At 66.1% G+C, this 17167-nt stretch carries 16 protein-coding genes; 4 read left to right on the top strand and 12 right to left on the bottom strand.

Features of this window, described 5'->3' with window-relative positions:
* Nucleotides 1–169 precede the first annotated feature (169 nt).
* Both NA5_RS28055 and NA5_RS28050 read right to left on the bottom strand, forming a co-directional pair.
* Nucleotides 170–856 carry an SGNH/GDSL hydrolase family protein gene (locus tag NA5_RS28055; protein ID WP_062991308.1) on the bottom strand — a complete coding sequence of 229 codons (687 nt, stop codon included), beginning with the start codon at nucleotides 854–856 and terminating at the stop codon, nucleotides 170–172.
* A gap of 8 nt (nucleotides 857–864) precedes the next feature.
* Complete coding sequence (locus tag NA5_RS28050) at nucleotides 865–2268, bottom strand: MFS transporter (RefSeq protein ID WP_062991306.1); 1404 nt, start codon at nucleotides 2266–2268, stop codon at nucleotides 865–867.
* Nucleotides 2269–2373: 105 nt separating this feature from the next.
* On the opposite strand from NA5_RS28050, the gene NA5_RS28045 reads away from it, so the two are divergent.
* Entirely contained in the window at nucleotides 2374–2988 is a 615-nt protein-coding gene (locus tag NA5_RS28045) for a TetR/AcrR family transcriptional regulator (RefSeq protein ID WP_062991304.1), read from the top strand.
* A gap of 21 nt (nucleotides 2989–3009) precedes the next feature.
* On the opposite strand, the gene mhpA is transcribed toward NA5_RS28045, so the two are convergent.
* The 4 genes from mhpA to NA5_RS28025 are packed head-to-tail and all read right to left on the bottom strand — an operon-like array spanning nucleotide 3010 to nucleotide 8513.
* Nucleotides 3010–4542 (bottom strand): bifunctional 3-(3-hydroxy-phenyl)propionate/3-hydroxycinnamic acid hydroxylase MhpA, encoded by a 1533-nt coding sequence (mhpA, locus tag NA5_RS28040; RefSeq protein WP_062991302.1) that lies wholly within the window; start codon nucleotides 4540–4542, stop codon nucleotides 3010–3012.
* A gap of 22 nt (nucleotides 4543–4564) precedes the next feature.
* Nucleotides 4565–6442: an acyl-CoA synthetase gene (locus NA5_RS28035; RefSeq protein WP_062991301.1), complete on the bottom strand. Its 1878-nt coding sequence runs from the start codon at nucleotides 6440–6442 to the stop codon at nucleotides 4565–4567.
* Nucleotides 6443–6444: 2 nt separating this feature from the next.
* Nucleotides 6445–7383, bottom strand: coding sequence for a fumarylacetoacetate hydrolase family protein (locus NA5_RS28030; RefSeq protein WP_062991300.1), 939 nt, complete (start codon nucleotides 7381–7383; stop codon nucleotides 6445–6447).
* Nucleotides 7380–8513: a VOC family protein gene (locus NA5_RS28025; RefSeq protein WP_062991298.1), complete on the bottom strand. Its 1134-nt coding sequence runs from the start codon at nucleotides 8511–8513 to the stop codon at nucleotides 7380–7382. Before NA5_RS28025 ends, NA5_RS28030 begins: the two co-directional genes overlap by 4 nt.
* A gap of 126 nt (nucleotides 8514–8639) precedes the next feature.
* Here NA5_RS28025 and NA5_RS28020 point away from each other — a divergent pair, with 126 nt between their 5' ends.
* Nucleotides 8640–9293, top strand: coding sequence for a TetR/AcrR family transcriptional regulator (locus NA5_RS28020; protein ID WP_062991376.1), 654 nt, complete (start codon nucleotides 8640–8642; stop codon nucleotides 9291–9293).
* A 106-nt stretch (nucleotides 9294–9399) separates the two neighbouring features.
* Here the strand turns inward: NA5_RS28020 and NA5_RS28015 are convergent, their stop codons facing one another.
* From NA5_RS28015 to NA5_RS28005, 3 genes are read right to left on the bottom strand one after another with little or no spacing between them, the layout of a single operon-like run.
* Entirely contained in the window at nucleotides 9400–10536 is a 1137-nt protein-coding gene (locus tag NA5_RS28015) for a 2Fe-2S iron-sulfur cluster-binding protein (RefSeq protein WP_062991295.1), read from the bottom strand.
* Between the two features lie 12 nt (nucleotides 10537–10548).
* Nucleotides 10549–12036, bottom strand: coding sequence for a phytoene desaturase family protein (locus NA5_RS28010; protein ID WP_062991293.1), 1488 nt, complete (start codon nucleotides 12034–12036; stop codon nucleotides 10549–10551).
* Entirely contained in the window at nucleotides 12033–12449 is a 417-nt protein-coding gene (locus tag NA5_RS28005) for a nuclear transport factor 2 family protein (protein ID WP_062991374.1), read from the bottom strand. The genes NA5_RS28010 and NA5_RS28005 overlap by 4 nt, the downstream gene beginning before the upstream one ends.
* A gap of 114 nt (nucleotides 12450–12563) precedes the next feature.
* Between NA5_RS28005 and NA5_RS28000 the strand changes: the two genes are divergently transcribed.
* Both NA5_RS28000 and NA5_RS27995 read left to right on the top strand, forming a co-directional pair.
* Complete coding sequence (locus tag NA5_RS28000; protein ID WP_062991291.1) at nucleotides 12564–13160, top strand: PadR family transcriptional regulator; 597 nt, start codon at nucleotides 12564–12566, stop codon at nucleotides 13158–13160.
* 98 nt (nucleotides 13161–13258) lie between these two features.
* Nucleotides 13259–13975, top strand: a complete 717-nt coding sequence (locus NA5_RS27995) for a PP2C family protein-serine/threonine phosphatase (protein ID WP_218020171.1) — start codon at nucleotides 13259–13261, stop codon at nucleotides 13973–13975.
* Nucleotide 13976: 1 nt separating this feature from the next.
* On the opposite strand, the gene NA5_RS27990 is transcribed toward NA5_RS27995, so the two are convergent.
* The 3 genes from NA5_RS27990 to cysD all read right to left on the bottom strand — a co-directional run bounded on the left by NA5_RS27990 (nucleotide 13977) and on the right by cysD (nucleotide 17107).
* A complete protein-coding gene (locus NA5_RS27990; RefSeq protein ID WP_062991372.1) occupies nucleotides 13977–14780 on the bottom strand; it encodes a sirohydrochlorin chelatase in 804 nt (267 codons plus the stop codon).
* 106 nt (nucleotides 14781–14886) lie between these two features.
* On the bottom strand, nucleotides 14887–16176 hold the full coding sequence (locus NA5_RS27985; protein WP_062991287.1) for a sulfate adenylyltransferase subunit 1: 1290 nt from the start codon (nucleotides 16174–16176) through the stop codon (nucleotides 14887–14889).
* A gap of 1 nt (nucleotide 16177) precedes the next feature.
* Nucleotides 16178–17107 (bottom strand): sulfate adenylyltransferase subunit CysD, encoded by a 930-nt coding sequence (gene cysD / locus NA5_RS27980; RefSeq protein ID WP_062991285.1) that lies wholly within the window; start codon nucleotides 17105–17107, stop codon nucleotides 16178–16180.
* Nucleotides 17108–17167 lie beyond the last annotated feature (60 nt).

The following is a 17167-nucleotide window of genomic DNA, read 5'->3' as shown; positions in this document are numbered from 1 at the left end:
GGTGCTGCCCTGACCCGCATTCACCAGGGGATTCGGCGTTTGCGAGCCCCGAACAGGGCTGTTGCAAACGCCGAGAAGGTGTCGTCTCGACGGTCGCAAACGTCGAGGGAAAGACCGCCGAGCCGCGTCCGATCAGATCAGCTCGGACGCGGCCAGGTGCAGGTTTCGATCAGTGCGTGGGTGCGGGGAGCCGCCCGTGCAGTGCGCGCACCATTTCGGTGGCCACCACCGCATGCCCGCTCATGGTGAAGTGGATGAGATCGGCACTCATCAGATCCGGTCGCAGCCGCAGAGGATGGTCCCAAAGCTCAACGAGCACCGCGTCGTAATGTGCGGCCAGTTCGCGGGTGATGTCGTTGAGCGCCGCCATCCGTTCCCGCATCGGGCGCATCGCCGCCATCCGTTCCACCTCCCACACGTCCGCGAGGGTGAAGGTGCTCACCTGTGCCCCGCTGCGGGCCAGCGCGCCGAAGATCGCGTCGAGATTCGCGCGCAACTCGTCGAGATTCCCGCCGGGAGTGAACAGATCGTTTCCGCCGCAGCTGATATGCACCAAATCCGGTGCGAATTCGAGCACCCGCGGCAGCTGGTCGGCGCGGACATGTGCGGATGTCGCGCCGATCCGGCCGGTATTCAGATATGCGAGAGCGGGATTCGCCGCGGTCAACACCGCGGCGACGCGATCCGCCCATCCGGCGGTGTGGTATCCGGGACTCGGATCGCCGACGCCCTGGGCGATGGAATCGCCGAGTACCGCGTAGCGCTGCCATGGCGCGTCGGCGAGCAACTCGGCTGCGGCGGTACTCGACAGCAGCATCGGATCGTTGGCTTCGGTGCGAATATCATTGTGTGTCAAGGTAATTCCTAACTCTCAGCGGGAATGCGCGCCGGAATCGCGATTACCAATGCGGACGCGATGCCGATGCCCGCGCAAACAGCGAACAGCGTGTGGAAGGCAGCCAGCGCATCATCGGCATTGGCGGCGAATACCGCGGCAAGCACCGCGACACCGAGCGCACCGCCCACCTGCCTGGCGGTCAGATTCATGCCGATTCCGGCCGCGAAGCGTTGCGGCGGAAGCGAACTCGCGGCCGCGGTACCGAGCACCGTCACGACGATCCCGACACCGCCACCACCGAACAGTCCGGCCGGAACCCACGCCGACCACAGAGCCGGTGTCGTCCCGAAGACATCGGTGCTCATCCATACATTCGTGCCGGTATACATCAGTGCCCCGAGGACACCGAGCCAGCGCCGGGTGCTCGGCGCCGTGACGCGACCGGCAATAGTCGCGGTCACCATCGAGGACACCGCGCCCACCGTCAATGCGGCGGCCGAACCGAGCACCGAGTACTCCCAGATCGCATCGAGGAACAGCGGTCCGGCGAGCAGCCAGGCGAACATGGTCGCGCCGAAGACGAACGAGGCGGCATTGGCCAGCGCATAGGGCCTGCTCTGCCACAACTCGACCGCGATGGCCGGATTGTGGTGGCGCGCGGAGCGAATCAGGGCGGCCAGGATCAGCAGTGCGCCGACGCCGAAAACAGCGAGCGTGCCGGGTGCGGTCCAGCCCCACCGCTGCCCCTCGGTGACACCGGCGACCACGCCGCCGAGTCCGAGGGCAATGGCGATGGTGCCGATCGGGTCGGGCAGCGCACTGCCGGGTTGGCGGGTGTCGGGTACCGGAATGCGCAGGCCGGGCGCGATCAGCACGATCGCCACCGGGATATTGATGACGAATACCGCCCGCCAGCCGAAGGTCTCGACCAGCGCGCCGCCGATCGCCGGACCGACCACTGCCGCGAAGCCACCCGCGGCGGACCAGGCTCCGATGGCCGCGCCGATCTTTTCCCGCGGCGTGACGGCGAGGACGAGTCCGAGCGCGGACGGCACCATCAGCGCGGCCGTCGCCCCTTGCAGCAGGCGTCCGGCAATGAGCCAACCCGCGGTGGGCGCGAGTCCGCACAGCAGCGATGTCACGGCGAAACCGGCCAGTGCGACCAGGAACAACCTGCGTCGTCCGAGCGCGTCGGCGAACCGGCCCGCCGGGGTGAGCAGTGCCGCGAAGGCGATGGCATATCCGCTTACCACCCAGGTCAGCGTGGTCGTCGCGGTGCCGGGAAAGTCGCGGGCGATCGAGGGAAAGGCGATATTGACGACCGACAGGTCCAGGAAGGCGATGAACGCTGCGCCACAGGCGATGACGAGCGTGCGCACGGCGGCCTTCGAGGTCGGCGGACTATCGGTCCGCGCGGACACTTGAGTCATGGGGGAGATCCTTCGGTGAGGCGAAATCTAAACGTACGACCGTTCGTGCAATAAAAGTACGACCGTACGTTCGTATTTGCAAGCCGAAGGTGGAAGAATGGCGACATGGCACAGTCGACAACCACCGCGCAGGACACCGATCAGCGCCTCGCCAAAGGCGCTCGCTCCCGAGCCTCGATTGCCAGACATGCCGCCGACGTCGCCTCCATCGAAGGGCTGACGGGTTTGAGCATCGGCCGTCTCGCGACCGATCTCGGCATCAGCAAAAGCGGCATAGCCACCCTGTTCGGCACCAAGGAAGCACTGCAGGTCGCAGCGGTAAAGGTGGCCCGTGAGGCCTTTGTCGAGCGAGTGATCGCGCCCAGCCTGACCGAACCGCGCGGCCTATCGCGGCTGCGCGCCATCATGGATCGCTGGTTCGACCACATCACCGAACCGACATTTCCGGGCGGCTGCTTCCGGGTGGCCACCATCGCCGAATTCGACAGCAAGCCCGGCCCAGTCCGTGATGCCATCGCCGAGGATCACCGTGAATGGCTCGACTTCCTGGCCAAGCAGATCCGGCACGCTCAGGAAGCGGGCGATCTCACCACCCGCGACGCCGATGCCATGGCTTTCGAATTCGACGCGGTGATCAGCGCGGCCAATACCGCCCGGCAGATGGGTGATGATCGTGGTGTGGCAACCGCGCGCACCATTGTGAACGCACTGCTGAGCTGAGATCCACTGCAGCACAACAGCTTAACGCGTCGGTTTCGCGACTCGGCGAGCGTGATCGGGAGCGGGTGCCTTGAATCGCGGCAAGTCGGCGATGAGGTCGGACAGCTGACGGCTGGTTCGCAGCACTGTGCCGTCGGGACGGACGAGGGCACCGCGTCCACGCCCGAGCCAACGTCGCAGGTCGTTCCGGGCGATAACGACGACACCGCCGTGCTGTTCGATCGCGCGGCGTTGCGCCGATGTCGGTTGGACGGCGGTGATGATCGCGAAGCGACCCGCCACGATGTCGTCGACGCGACGGCCGTCGATAAGCGCGTTCGGGACCAGCTTGCCCGCGCGACCTCGGTAAAGGCGATGCGCCACAACAAGTTCAGATCGATGCAGCGGCGGTGTCTGTCCGTTGGTGACCAACTCGGCGAAGCCGGGCAGCCGGTGCAACCGTGGCACAACCAGGCGGCGCAGCAGATTTCCGAATTCACCGCCGTCGGTCATGGCCCGTCCGGTGAACTTGGCGAGCCGGATCATGGCGTGCGCGTGCGGTTTTCGTTCGATTTCGTAGGTGTCGAGCACACTCGCTGGCAGTCCCCCGGTGAGGACGCCCGCGAGCTTCCAGGCGAGGTTGGTCGCATCCCGAAGTCCAGCGCCCATGCCCTGGCCGATGAACGGTGGGGTCAGGTGGGCGGCGTCGCCGAGCAGGAAGATTCGGCCCCGACGCCAGCGGTCGGCGAGCTCTGCGCGAAAGGTGTATTCGGCGACGCGCACGAGCCGCAGCTCCTCGGACGGGGTGTTGCCGATCCACGGCGCGATCAGTGCGCGCAGGCTCGTCAAATCGCCGTAATCCGTCGCCGTTTCACCGGGACGGAGTCGGAATTCCCAGCGGTAGCGAGTCGCTCCGATCCGCATATAGGTCGCGGCACGAACCGGATCGCAAACCTGGTGCACCCCTTCCCATTCCCCGAAGTCGGCAGCGGTGTCCACATCGACGACGAGCCAGCGCTGCGCGAAGTTCAGATCGCGCAGCCTGGCCCCGATCGCGGAGCGAACCACACTGTTGGCACCGTCGCAGCCGAGCACATATCCGGCCGAGACCGACTCGGCGGCGCCGGTGCTGCGATCGGTGAAATCGACTCGCACGCAATCATTTTCCGGAAAAACGGCGACGACCTCGGCATTGCCGCGGAGGGTGATGCCCGGATACCGCCGCACATTGGCGCGCAGGATTGCCTCGAGTTCCGGCTGGTCGAACAGGTTCGCTTCCGGGTAGCCGTTGGCGCCGCCCGCCGGATCGCGGTCGAATTGGGCGAGTACGCGCATATGCGGATCGATCAATCGCAGGCCGAGCGCTGGACGCGAGATCGCGTCGAAGTCGTCGCCGACCCCGAGACGTGCCAGGATCCGACGGATTTCGCCGTCGAGATGGACCGCCCGCGGCTGCGGGTATATGCCGTCCCAGCGTTCCAGCACCAGGGTTTCGATGCCGTATTCGGCCAGTAATGTCGCCGCGGTGAGGCCCGTGGGGCCCGCACCGACGACGACCACCGGAACCGACTTCATCGGTGCGCTCCAATCACGAGTGTCATTGCCGGACTATGACTTTCCAGCGGATGGCATACCGGCCGAGTATCGCTCCGGCGGCCCCTTCGGCGGCGGGGTCCACTTCGACAGTCGCGACTATCGCCCCGTCTTCTACTGCCGCCGTGACGGCCCGCACCCCGGCGACCTGCTCGAGTGCGTCCCGCAGTTCACGTCGAGTCGCGTCGGCGCGCAGACCGAGCTTGTACGGCTTGCCGACATCGGTAACCGGCAAAGCATCCAGGACCACGACGGATTTCGGCACCGCCGCCCGTTCGGGCACCCGCTCGCTCGCCCAGGCAAGCAATTCCGATTCGGTGCTATCGGCATCGGCCGCGAGCGTGACATAGGCGACGGGCACTTCACCGGCATGGACATCGGGTCGTCCGACGGCACCGGCCGCGGTTACCTGCGGATGTGACAGCAGCGCGTCCTCGATCAGCGCCGGGTCGATATTGTGCCCGCCACGGATGATGAGATCCTTGGCGCGACCGTGCAGATGGATGAAACCATCCGCATCGATATGTGCCAGGTCGCCGGTATCGAGCCAGCCGTCGACCGTGCTGCCGAGCCCGTCGAGAACGTGGCCGTGCTCATCACGACCGGTCACATAACCGGCGAAAACCGTTGGGCCACTGATCTCCAGCACTCCGATCGCACCGTCGGCCAGCGGTTCCCTGTCGCCCGCCCGTACCACGCGCACCTGCTGGTAGGGCATCCGCTGCCCGACCGCACCCGGTCGCGGCAGGTCGGGATAGCTGCGGGCGGTCGCGCAGGTCGCCTCGGTGAGTCCATAGCCTTCGACCAAGGTGACACCGGTGTGCGTCTGGAAGTTCGTCCGCACCGCCGACGGCAGTGGTGACGCGCCGACCATCGCATAGCGCAGGCTGCTGATATCGGCGTCGACCGGGCATTGCGCCAGCACGGCATATACGGTCGGGACCGCGCTCATAGCGGCAATGCCGTAGTGCGCCACGATCTTCCAGAATTCGCCGTACAGCGCGACATCGCGATAGCCGAGCGGTCCGGCCCACACCACCGGCTGGCCCTTGAACAGCGGCGCGAGCAGCGTCACGACCAGGGCATTGACATGGAACAGTGGGAGCGCGGCGAAGATTGTCGCATCCGCGTCGAGCAGGGAATTGGCGGCGATCATCCACGCATTGGCGATCTCGCCGGAGTGGGTGTGCGCGGCCAGTTTCGGCACGCCGGTGGTGCCGCCGGTGTGGAACAGCGCGGCCAGGTCGTCGGAGGCCGGGAGCTGTCCGATGAATTCGGTCGAATCTTCCTCGGCGGCAAGCTCATCCAGATAGCCGATGCGTACCCCCTCGATCACCGGCAGCGGGTGTGGCTCGGCGGCGCTGGTCGGGCGCAGCACGAGGACGGCGTCGAGCAGGCCGTCATGTGCCAGCGCGAGCGCGGATTCCCAGGTGTCGGTGGCGAGTTCGGGCCCGGCCGCGATCAGCACCCGGGCACCGGAGCGCCGTAGCAGCTCGGCGATATGCCGACCGGACATCGCGCCGTTGATGGGTGCGGCGATACCGGCCAGCTGCGCGGCGAGCGTCGCGGGAATCAGCTCCGCGCAGTTGGGCGACATCAGTGCGACCGCGTCGCCGCGTCGGATATCCAGCCGGTGCAGCAGATTCGCATAACGGCGCACGTCGGCGAGTAGCTCGGAGTAGCTGCGCTGCAATGGTTCTCGCCAACGAGCCGCCTCCGGCAGTACGGTGAGCGCGTTTCGGCCTGGCCAGAGTTCGGCGGCCCGGACCAGCAGTGCGTAGGTCGATTCGGGCAGGCCGCGTTCGGCCAGCGGTACGGATTCGATCTCGGCCAGGTCGCCGGGGCCGGAGTAGCGCGGCCACAGCAGATCCGTTGTCGTCATGTTCACCGCGCGTACCGCACAACCGTGCGCTGGCGACCCAGATCGATCGCGCCGTCATCGGTGGCCACGGTGGCCTCGATGACGTCGCCGTCGCGCAGATACTTCGGGTTCTTTGCCTGTCCCTTGAAGAACAGCTTCCACTTCGTGGCCGCCGGGAGCAGCGAGCCGATGATCTCGACCGGCTTCGGCGGGGCACTGATCGCGGTGCCGATGGGAGTGCCGGTGAGCAGGAGATCGCCCGCGTCGACCCGCTGGAATCGGGTCAGCGCCTGCAGCGTCTCGACCGGGCCGTAGATCATATCGGCGACCGTCATATCCTGGCGCACTTCACCATTGACCAGCAGCCGCAAGCGCAGATCGGTGAACCGCTTCAGCTCATCGGCGTCCAACAGCACCAACGCCGGGCCGACCGGCGTGAAGGTAGGATACGACTTCGCCTCGTAGAACTGGGTTTTCGGCAACTGCACATCGCGTGCCGAAACATCGTTGGTCACAACGAGTCCCGCCACATACTCACCGATATTGTCAGCGGTGATCGCGGTTCCGACCGGCATCGCCTTACCGAAGACCAGACCGATCTCCACCTCGTAATCCAGCAGCCGCACATGCGCGGGCCGGATGACATCGTCGAGCGGGCCGCTGATCGAACCGGAGGATTTGCGGAAGAAGGTCAGCGGCACGGTTTCCGGATCGCCGCCCGAATCCCGCACGTGCGACGCGAAATTCGTCATCTGCGCGACCACTCGGCACGGTGCGGTCACCGGTGACACCAGCGCGAGGCCTTCGACGGGGACGACCTCGGTACTCGCCGCGGCCGCCGCCAGCGCCTGCCGGTCGGCGAGCAACTGACCGGTGGTGGTCGCGGTGGTATCCACTCGCGCGGCCCCCGCCGGTGTCGACACCCACCAGGTGTCGGCGGTTCGAAGAACGGAAATATTCATGATTTGGCAACTTTCAGTAGGCCGCGCAGGCGGTGTAGATCGAATTCGTTGTCCGCACGGAGCGCGTCGAATATGCCGCGCAGTTCGCGAACCGATTCCCGACCGGGTTTGAGGCCGAGGAAGTCCTTGGTGGCGGGTGGTCCCCATTGGGCCAGACCGGATGCGGTCATCGGTGCCCAGCCGGGCTCGAGCGTGCAGTCGAACATGTCGCCATCGCTGAAGTGCTCGACCATGAACCCGTCCGGGTCGCGCCAGTAGTCGAAGATCTGGCTGCCTTGGACGTGCCTGCCGATGCCCCAGGACCGCTGGTAACCGTGGTCGAGCAGATACTCACCGCCCGCGGCCATGGCATCGAGGTCGGCGACTTGGTAGGCGGAGTGCAAGTACCGGTTGACCGGACCCAGCGTCAGCGCGAGTGTGTGGTGGTCGGTAGGGGTGCGGCCGCGGTCGCACCGGATGAAGCTCATGACCGGGCCGCGCTCGCGTTGTCCCGAGTAATAATGGAAATCACTGACGATCATGCCCAGGTATTTCAGATACCAGTCGAGCGTCTCCCGATAACGGGTCGTCTGCATCACCACATGCCCGAGCCGCTGCACCTTGGCTGGTTCGCGCGGCGGGCGTTGGGTCAGGTTGGTGCGTGGCGATTCGTGGCCGAAATTGAAGGTGTGCGGCTGCTGGGCGGGCAGGGCGGCGAGCACATGCGTGTCGGCGACCACCCGCATCCGCAATCCGCTCGGATCGGGCAGTTCGACGGCTGAGCCGCCGATGCTCTCCGGCAGCGGTACCGGCTTTACCCCGGTGGCCTGCGCGAGCCGGAGCAGATCCGTGGCGGCCGCGGCCTGGAATGCGGGCCCGATGAACCTCGACCGGTTGCCCCGGCGGATGACCACACACGGTGCACCGGGGTCGGTGCCACGCAATTGCAATTCGTCGGCGGTGCGCAGCACGGTCGTGAAACCGAAAGCGAAAGCGAAGATTTCGGCGGCGGCCAGATCGGGTTTCTCGAATTCCAGCCACGCCAGGTCATGCACCTTGATGATCGGATTCCGGGCCCGCCCCGGATGCTCACCCGCCGCGGCGCCGAACTCGCTGTGCAGACCCGCATGCGGATCATGCTGGTCGATCATCGGCCTCTCCCTTCGAACAAGTGAACATATCGTCACTTACGAAGGTATGGTCAGTCAAGCAGATCTGAGGAATTCGTCATTACTGACCCGACAGGTTAGGATGGCCGGATGGACCAGGGAGAGGTGATGAGCGAGCAAACCGGGACCGAACCCAATCGCTTGGAGCGGCGCAAAGCCCGTACCCGGGCGGCGCTGGTCAGCGCGGCCCAGTCCTTCCTCGCCGCCGGGAAACCGAATGTGCCGATCCTGGAGATCACCCAGGCCGCCGATGTCGGGATGGGATCGTTCTACAACCACTTCCACAGTCGCGAGGATCTGTTCCACGCCGCGATCGAGGAGGCGCTCGACCTGCACGGCGCGACCCTCGACGTGCTGACCGAGGGCATGGACGATCCCGCGCATATCTTCGCGCAGAGCTTCCGGTTGACCGGTCGTCTGCACCGCAGAAATCCCACGTTGAGCAAGGTGCTGCTCAATCACGGTCTGGCGCTGGTCAGTTCTACCAAGGGCCTCGCTCCCCGGGCGCGCCGGGATATCGAGGAGGCCGTTCGCGCGGGCCGGTTCCAGGTCCGCGATGTGGAGCTGGCCATGACCATCGTCGCCGGTGCCTCGCTATGCCTCGGTCAGCTCCTGCACGACAATCCGGAACGCGACGATGCCGCGGCCGCGGACGAGGTCACCGAGGATCTGCTGCGCATGTTCGGCATTCCGGCGGACGAGGCGCGCGAGATCTGCCAGCGGCCGTTGCCGCCGATCGAAGCGCTGCCGGACACCGCCTGATGTCACGACCGGCCGATCTCGCGCGGGCTGACGCCGAACCGGCGGCAGTGCTCAATGCGCTGTCGGTGCCGAGTCCGGCGGTGATCGGCCGGGCTGACGCCGCTGTTCAGATGTCGATCTCCACATCGCTGATCGGGTAGGCCACGCAGGAGTGGGTGTAGCCGAACTGCTCGTCGGACAGCCGCAGTTTCGCCTCCTCGGCGGTGTGCACCTCACCCTTGACGACCCGTACCCGGCACAGGCTGCATTCGCCGGATCGGCATGCCGCCTCGGGCCGAATGCCATTGTCCTCCAACGCATCCAGCAATGGGCGGTTCCGCGGTGTGCGGAAGGTGGTGTCGCCGACAGTCACGGTGACCTCCTCGCCAGGATTCACGTCGGCGGGCCAATGCGGTTGAGCGGCAGGGTCATTAGGTGCTCCGTTGGCTTCGAAGCGAATTCGCTTGCGCGGCTGACCGAGTGCGCGAAGTTGGCCGAGCGCGTACGGATAGAGCGCCTGCGGGCCGCAGACGTAGACCATACGGCTGTCGAGTTCGCCGGTCAGAGTGCGGATGGTGTCAGCGGTGAGGAATCCGGTGGGTCCGGTCCAGTCGGCGTCGGGTTCGGTGATGACGTGATCGATGACGACACCGGGGTTGCGGGCGGCGAGTGCGGCGAGTTCGGTGCGGAAGATGATGTCGTCGGCGGAGCGGGAGCCGTAGACGAGATGGAAGGTGCGGTCCAGCTCGCGATCGACGATGTCGCGGATCATACTCATCGCCGGGGCGACACCAGACCCACCGGCGAGGAATACCAGGTCGTCGCCATGGAACAGCGGGTTGTGGTGGAACGTGCCCATCGGCCCTGTGGTAGTGAGCACATTCCCGACCTGCACCGTGTCGATGAGCAGATTGCTGATGCGTCCGCGTGGGACTCGCCGCACGGTCAGGTCGTAGTGGTCGAGCGTGGCCGGGCTCGACGAGATGGCGTAGGGGCGGCTGGTGCCGTCGACGAAGACGTTGACGTATTGACCCGCTAGGAAGGGTGGCAGTTCGAGCTGGTCGACGCCCTCGAGCCGGAAGGTTTTGGTGGTCGCGGTCTCCTCGATGATCTCGGTGACGATCAGCCGCAGTCGCCGAGGGTGGTACGCGTCGATAGTGGCGCGGGTTTCGCCGGGATGGTCGCGGGTGTCGGGGATGCGGGAATCGATGTCGGCGAGGATCTGCGCCGCGCCGTCGAATCTTTCCGCGAGGGGGTGTTTCATGATGTGCTCCGTTCAGGCGGCCTTGGCGCGTAGCAGGCGGCGGGCCACGCGCGCACCCGCTTCGAGGGTGGGTTGGAATCCGCCGATGCCTGCCCAGGAACCGGCCAGATGCAGTCCGGGAATGTGGGTTTCGCGTTCGCTGTTGCGGAACAGCCAGTTCTCGGTGGCGTCCTGGTCGTAGCCGTAGATCGTGCCGCCGGGGTGACCGAGGTAGCGCATCATCGTCAATGGTGTTGCGACATCGACTTCTTCGATGGCGTCGCGGATACCGGGGGTGACGGTCTCGCACAGGTCCAGCAGCGTTTCGGCATAGGCGAACTTGGCGCGCGCGTATTCCGAGGGCGCGACATTGCGCCAGATATCGCCGTACTGCAGGGTCATCAGGCTGACATGGGTGGCGCCGGTGGGCGCGAACCCGATGGGCGCGACATCGTAAGAACTGACGCATATTCCGCGCGCGGGCTGGAAGGATCGCCACGCGTCGTAGGTGCGGTCGTCGTCGGTGTCCATATTGACGAACGTGGTGCTGGTGGTGAATCCGAGTTCGGCAGGGGTGGCGTCCAGGCCCATGTGCAGTACGAAACCCGAGACGCCGATTCGCCTGGTGCCCAGGTCATCTCGCACCACGGCGGGCAGATCGATGCCTTCGAGCATTCCGTAGGTGATCGGCAGCGCGGCATTGGAAACAACATCGGACGCGGTGACTTCGGTGCCGTCATCGAGTCGGACGCCCGACACCTGGCCTGCATCGGTGAGAATTGCCTCGACCGCGATGTTGAACCGCACGTCGCCGCCCGCCTGTAGGAAGGCGTCGAGGATGGCGGTGGACATGGCTTGCGAGCCGCCGCGCAGGTGCCATGGCTTGAATTCGAAATAGGCGAACAAGGTCAGCGCCAGATCCTGGAACCGCAGCTTCGACGGCGGCTGTCCGAGATAGGTCCAGTACATGCCGAGCGCCACCTTGATCCGGTCGTCGTCGAAGTACTCGTCGAGCACCGCCTTCAGTGGCCGGAGTCCGTATTCGAACAGCACCGGGTCGATCTGCTCGACCGGCATCCCGCGCATGGCGGCGATCTGCCAGAACGTCACCTTTTTGAGCAGTTCGAAGAACTTCGCGGTGCGGTCGCGGTTGCCGGGGAACTCGGCTTCGATGGCGTCGATCGCGGCATCCCAGTCGGCGGGCAGCGTGAGGTCGAGTTGGCCGGGAATCACCGCGCGGTACAGGTCGTGCTCCTGGACGAATTCCAGCTTGTCGGCGATACCGAGCTGCTGGAAAAGCCCCTCCCGCAACGACATCGGCTGACCCTCGACGCCCACACCGGAGAGTTGGTGCAGCGCGACCTCGAATTCGAAACGTCCACGGCGGAAGGAGGTTCCGCAGCCGCCCGGCACATTGTGCCGCTCCAGCAATAGCGTTCGCGCACCCGCGCGCTGCAAGGTGGCCGCGGCCGTCAGTCCGGCGTTGCCCGCGCCGATGACGATGGCGTCGTAATCATTCACGCCTGCGCCGCCTCACGCCGGATTTGCTCGGTGGCCTCGGCCTTGATCCGCTCGAACTGCTCACCCATCCGCGTGGACAATGCCTGCGCGGCCGATAGCGGACGCACCATCACCATGAAGTCGTCGATCTTGCCGTGCTCGTCGAAATGCAGGAAGTCGCAGCCGGTGAGCTGCTTGCCGTCGACAGTGGCCTCGAAGACGAAGGCGTGGTCGCGACCGTTCGCGTCGGCTATCTCGCGCACGTAGCGGAAGTCCTCGAAGACGCGGATGACGGCGCGCAGGATGGCCGCGGTGATGGCCTTGCCCGGATACGGTTTGAACGCGACCGGACTGGTGAACACCACGTCGTCGGCCAGCAGTGCCTCGATGGCGGCCTCGTCACGTGCCTCCACGGCTGCGCGGAAGGGGTGCATCGCTCCACCTTTCATAGTCAATTATTTGTCTATCAAGCCCGAACAGTATCCGTGTGGCGCACCTCATGTCCAGAGTTGATTAGACAAGAATTTTCATAGTGATAGCCTGGGGCGATGGCGTTACGTGATGCGGTGCTTGCCGCTCTGCTGGAAGGGGAGGCGTCCGGCTATGACCTGGCCAAGGGCTTCGACGCCTCGGTGGCCAACTTCTGGATGGCCACTCCCCAGCAGCTGTACAAGGAACTCGAGCGGATGGCCGCCGACGGCCTCATCGAGACCCGGGTCGTGCACCAGGAGCGCCGCCCGAACAAGCGCCTGCACGCCATCACCGCGGCCGGTCGAGCCGCGCTGCGCGCGTTCATCGCCGAGCCCGCCAAGCCGACCGCCGTCCGTGACGAATTGATGGTCAAGGTGCAGGGCATGGACACCGACGATGCGCCGAACGTGCGCGCTGGGATGGCCGAGAAGCTGGAATGGTCCGAGGCGAAACTGGCCCGCTACGAACGGCTGCGCGCCCGCCTGCTCGACGGGCGCAGCGAGCAGGCGTACCTGGTCGAGGCCGAGCGCATCGGTCCCTACCTCACCTTGCTGCGCGGAATCTCCTTCGAGCAGGAGAACATTCGCTGGGCGGAGTTCGTCCTGGCGACTATCGATAGGCGCATCGCTTCGGGGGCTGCGGCAGCGGATCTGGACTCGATCACCCCGCGCTGAGCATCCGCACCGCGTCTTCGGCCGAGCGAACAGGGTGCGCGTCCAGCCCGTCCCTCAGGGCGCTCCGCGCAATGGCGCCCGTATGCCAGAATTCGCGAGTGCGCAATCCCATGGTCGACGTTGCGGTGGGCAGCGATATCGGCAGGCGCTATGTGGCGAATTTCGATGTCACCTATCTCCGTGAGCGGCCGCTGCTCGCGGTGGTGGCCGATGGCATGGGAGATGGACCGGGGAGTGCGGCGGCGGGGCGGACCGCGGTCGATATCTTCGTCGACCACGTCGCGGATGCGGTGGAACTCGGGCCGGACACGCTGCGTGCCGCGGTGGCGGCGGCGCATGCTCGGGTGAGTCTGATCGGCCAGGAATTGCGAACGTTGGCCGGATGCACACTGACCGCCATGGTCGCCGCGCCGCAGGGCTGCTGGCTCGTGCAGATCGGCGACTCCCGGATGTATCGGCTGCGTGCCGGGCTGCTCGAACTGCTGACGACCGACCATACGATGGCGTGGCTCGGTGCGGTGCACGGCTGGTATCCGTTCGATTCGCCGCAGGCAGCCGCGGCGCGGTATCAGCTGACCCGTTACATCGGGCACGGGGACGGGCCGGAACCGGATGTGCTGAGCGTGACGATGCGACCCGGCGATCGGTACCTGCTCTGCACCGACGGCGTCTCCGAGCAGGTCGCCTACGACGATCTCCGGAACTGGTTGAGCCGTGGCGTTGATCCGCAGGCCGTTGTCGTCCGGCTTTTGGCTGCCGCCGATCGCGCGGGGGGAAACGATAACGCGACGGCCATCGTCGTCTATGTCGACTGAGTCAGGCAGACAGGCTCAGAGCATCCGTGAGCGCGGTGTCGTAACGGTCCCAAACGATTTCGGTCAATGCCGTATCCGGTCCGATGACTTGCGTGTGCACCACATCTGGCGCGGCGGCCACCAGGCGATCGGTGAGCAGGCCCGGTGCGAGGAACCACGGCGCCACCAGTACCCGCTCGGCACCTCTGGCGTGCAGACGTGAAATTGCCTGGGCGACAGAAGGTTCCGTGGTCGCGAAACATATCTCGGTATGCCAGCCGGTCATACCGGCGAGCTGTCGAGCGACCTCGCCGGTCCGGGCATTCGCTGCCACCGCTGCCGCCCCGACCGCCGCCACGACGACTCCGATCGCCTGCCCGTCGAGTGGTTCGCCACCCTGTGGCCGAGCGCTATCTCCCAGTGCGGCCAGGGTGCGGTCGCGCAGCGTGGTGATGAGTCGCGGGTCCGGACCGAGTACATCGGCTTGGGTCAGCGTGAGCTGCGGGTGGGCGGTGCGGGCGGCGGCGAGTAATCCGGGTAGATCGACTCGCGCGTGAAAAGCGCTGCCCAGCAGCAGCGGAGTCACAACCGCATGCGTATGTCCTTGCGCGGCAACAGCATCCACGACCTGCTCGACCGATGGCGCATTCAGATCGAGAAATGCGAGCCGCACATCGATATCCGGCCGGGCGGCGGCGATATCGGCGACCACGGCCGACATCGTCGCGGCCGAGCGCGGATCCCGACTGCCGTGCGCCACCGCGATGAGCGCCGGTCCGGGTTCCGCATACCCGCCGATCGGTGTGACCCGAAGCGGCCCGAACATCGGTCTGCTCGGTCCGCGTCCGCGGTCCGACAAGCGCTCCAATTCCGCCCACATGGACCCGCCCGGCAGCCGCGCCACCGAGCCGATACCGCCGGGCGAATTCACCTCAGACTCCGACCTCGACCGCGGTCAGCACGTCACCGACCAGTCCCGCGGCGAGAGTATTGCCGCCCGCCGGATCGATGAGCAGGAAGCTGCCGGTGTGCCGGTTGACGCGATAGTCGTCGGCCGCGATCGGCTCGGCGACGCGCACCGAGATGCGGCCGATATCGTTGAGCGCCAACGATTCCGGGCTCGCCTGCGCGGTCAGGTTCTGCTCGTCGAACCGCTCGACGAGTGCGCCGACGATCGCCTGCGTGGTGCGGGTGCCGTGCTTGAGCAGCAGTCGCGCGCCGGGGCGCAGCGGCTTATCGCCGAGCCAGCAGACGGTCGCGTCGAAGGAGTCGATCGGCTCCGGCGCGTCGGTGGGGGAGGCGATGATGTCACCGCGCGAGATATCCACATCGTCGGCCAGGATCAGCGTGACACTGCGACCGACCTGGGCGACGGCGAGCTCGCCATCGGGGGTATCGACCCGCTCGACGGTTGAGCGAATTCCCGAGGGCAGCACCACGATTTCGTCACCTGGTGAAACCGAGCCCGCCGCGATCTGGCCCGCGTAGCCGCGGTAGTCCGGGTATTCGGCGGTGCGCGGACGGATCACGTACTGCACCGGGAAACGCAGGCCGATCGCATGCTCGCCCGAGCTATCGGCATCCACCGGCACCGATTCGAGGTGCTCGATCAGCGAAGGGCCGTCGTAGTACGGGGTGTTCGCCGAGCGCGAGGCGATATTGTCGCCGTGCAGTGCGGAGACCGGAATCTCGAGCACGTCCTCGGCGGCCCAGCCGAGGGTGCTGGTGAGGGTGTTGAATTCGGCTGAGATCGCGGCGAATACGGTCGCCGGATCGTCGACCAGGTCGATCTTGTTCACCGCGAGCACCAGCTTCGGCACGCCGAGCAGTGCGAGTACTGCGGCATGCCGACGAGTCTGCTCGATGACGCCCTTGCGCGCGTCGACAAGCAGGATCACCAGCTGCGCGGTGGACGCGCCGGAGACGGTGTTGCGGGTGTACTGCACGTGCCCGGGCGTATCCGCGAGCACGAAAGACCGCTTGGGCGTTGCGAAGTAGCGGTAGGCGACATCGATGGTGATGCCCTGCTCGCGTTCCGCGCGCAGCCCGTCCACGAGCAGCGAAAGATCCGGCGTGGCAAGGCCTTTGTCCACCGACGCCCGGGTGACGGCGTCGATCTGGTCGGCCAGTACGGATTTCGTATCGTAGAGCAGGCGTCCGACCAGGGTGGACTTACCGTCGTCGACAGAACCGGCGGTGGCCAGCCTCAATAGGTCGGACATATCAGAAATATCCCTCTCGTTTGCGGTCTTCCATCGCGGCCTCCGACACTCGGTCGTCACCACGAGTCGCACCGCGCTCGGTCAAACGGGACGCGGCCACCTCGGCGAGAATCGCCTCGTTATCGGCCGCGTCGGAAAGAATCGCGCCGGTGGAGGACCCGTCGCCGACGGTGCGGTAGCGCACCGAACGGGTCTCGAGCACCTCGCCCTCGCGTGGGCCGCCCCAGACGCCCGGCGTCATCCACATGCCGTCGCGCTGATACACCGGACGCTCGTGCGAGTAGTAGATGCTCGCCAGATCGATGTCCTCGCGCGCGATGTAGCGCCAGATATCGAGTTCGGTCCAGTTGCTCAGCGGGAAGACTCGGACGTGCTCGCCGGGAGCGTGCTTGCCGTTGTACAGATTCCACAGCTCGGGCCGCTGCCGCTTCGGATCCCATTGTCCGAAGGCGTTGCGCAGCGAGAAGATTCGCTCCTTGGCGCGCGAGCGCTCTTCATCGCGGCGGCCGCCGCCGAAGACCGCGTCGAAGCGGTGCTCGGTGATGGCGTCCAGCAAGGGAACCGTCTGTAGCGGATTGCGGATACCGTCCGGCCGCTCGGTGAGTCGGCCGTCGGCCAGGTAGTCCTCGACCTTCGCGACATGCAGTCGCAGGCCGTACTTGTCGACCACCTTGTCGCGGAATTCGAGCACCTCGGGCAGGTTGTGCCCGGTGTCTACGTGCAACAGCGCGAACGGCAGCGGCGCGGGCCAGAAGGCCTTGAGCGCCAGATGCAGCAGCACCGTGGAATCCTTACCGCCGGAGAACAGGATCACCGGCCGTTCGAATTCGCCCGCCACCTCACGGAAGATGTGGATCGATTCCGACTCCAACGCCGCGAGGGTGTCGAAATCGGTGATGCCGAAGGAACGTGCGCTGATGGTTTCGGTCATGCTGTGTCCTCTTTCGCATGCCCGAGGGGCCCTACGTGGTTACGCAGGCTGCCTCCTCCG

It is taken from the genome of Nocardia anaemiae NBRC 100462 (assembly GCF_001612725.1).
Taxonomy (GTDB): Bacteria; Actinomycetota; Actinomycetes; order Mycobacteriales; family Mycobacteriaceae; genus Nocardia; species Nocardia anaemiae.
This window is presented reverse-complemented; position numbering and strand designations above follow the sequence as displayed.

Bases quoted from the DNA above. Each gene is read 5' to 3' on its own strand.
- NA5_RS28045 (WP_062991304.1), top strand. From the start codon at position 2,374: ATGGCACAGTCGACAACCACCGCGCAGGACACCGATCAGCGCCTCGCC.
- NA5_RS27985 (WP_062991287.1), bottom strand. From the start codon at position 16,176: ATGTCCGACCTATTGAGGCTGGCCACCGCCGGTTCTGTCGACGACGGT.
- cysD (WP_062991285.1), bottom strand. From the start codon at position 17,107: ATGACCGAAACCATCAGCGCACGTTCCTTCGGCATCACCGATTTCGAC.
- NA5_RS28020 (WP_062991376.1), top strand. From the start codon at position 8,640: ATGAGCGAGCAAACCGGGACCGAACCCAATCGCTTGGAGCGGCGCAAA.
- NA5_RS28015 (WP_062991295.1), bottom strand. From the start codon at position 10,536: ATGAAACACCCCCTCGCGGAAAGATTCGACGGCGCGGCGCAGATCCTC.
- NA5_RS28035 (WP_062991301.1), bottom strand. From the start codon at position 6,442: ATGACGACAACGGATCTGCTGTGGCCGCGCTACTCCGGCCCCGGCGAC.
- NA5_RS28000 (WP_062991291.1), top strand. From the start codon at position 12,564: ATGGCGTTACGTGATGCGGTGCTTGCCGCTCTGCTGGAAGGGGAGGCG.
- NA5_RS27990 (WP_062991372.1), bottom strand. From the start codon at position 14,780: ATGTTCGGGCCGCTTCGGGTCACACCGATCGGCGGGTATGCGGAACCC.
- NA5_RS28050 (WP_062991306.1), bottom strand. From the start codon at position 2,268: ATGACTCAAGTGTCCGCGCGGACCGATAGTCCGCCGACCTCGAAGGCC.
- mhpA (WP_062991302.1), bottom strand. From the start codon at position 4,542: ATGAAGTCGGTTCCGGTGGTCGTCGTCGGTGCGGGCCCCACGGGCCTC.
- NA5_RS28025 (WP_062991298.1), bottom strand. From the start codon at position 8,513: ATGATCGACCAGCATGATCCGCATGCGGGTCTGCACAGCGAGTTCGGC.
- NA5_RS28005 (WP_062991374.1), bottom strand. From the start codon at position 12,449: ATGCACCCCTTCCGCGCAGCCGTGGAGGCACGTGACGAGGCCGCCATC.
- NA5_RS28030 (WP_062991300.1), bottom strand. From the start codon at position 7,383: ATGAATATTTCCGTTCTTCGAACCGCCGACACCTGGTGGGTGTCGACA.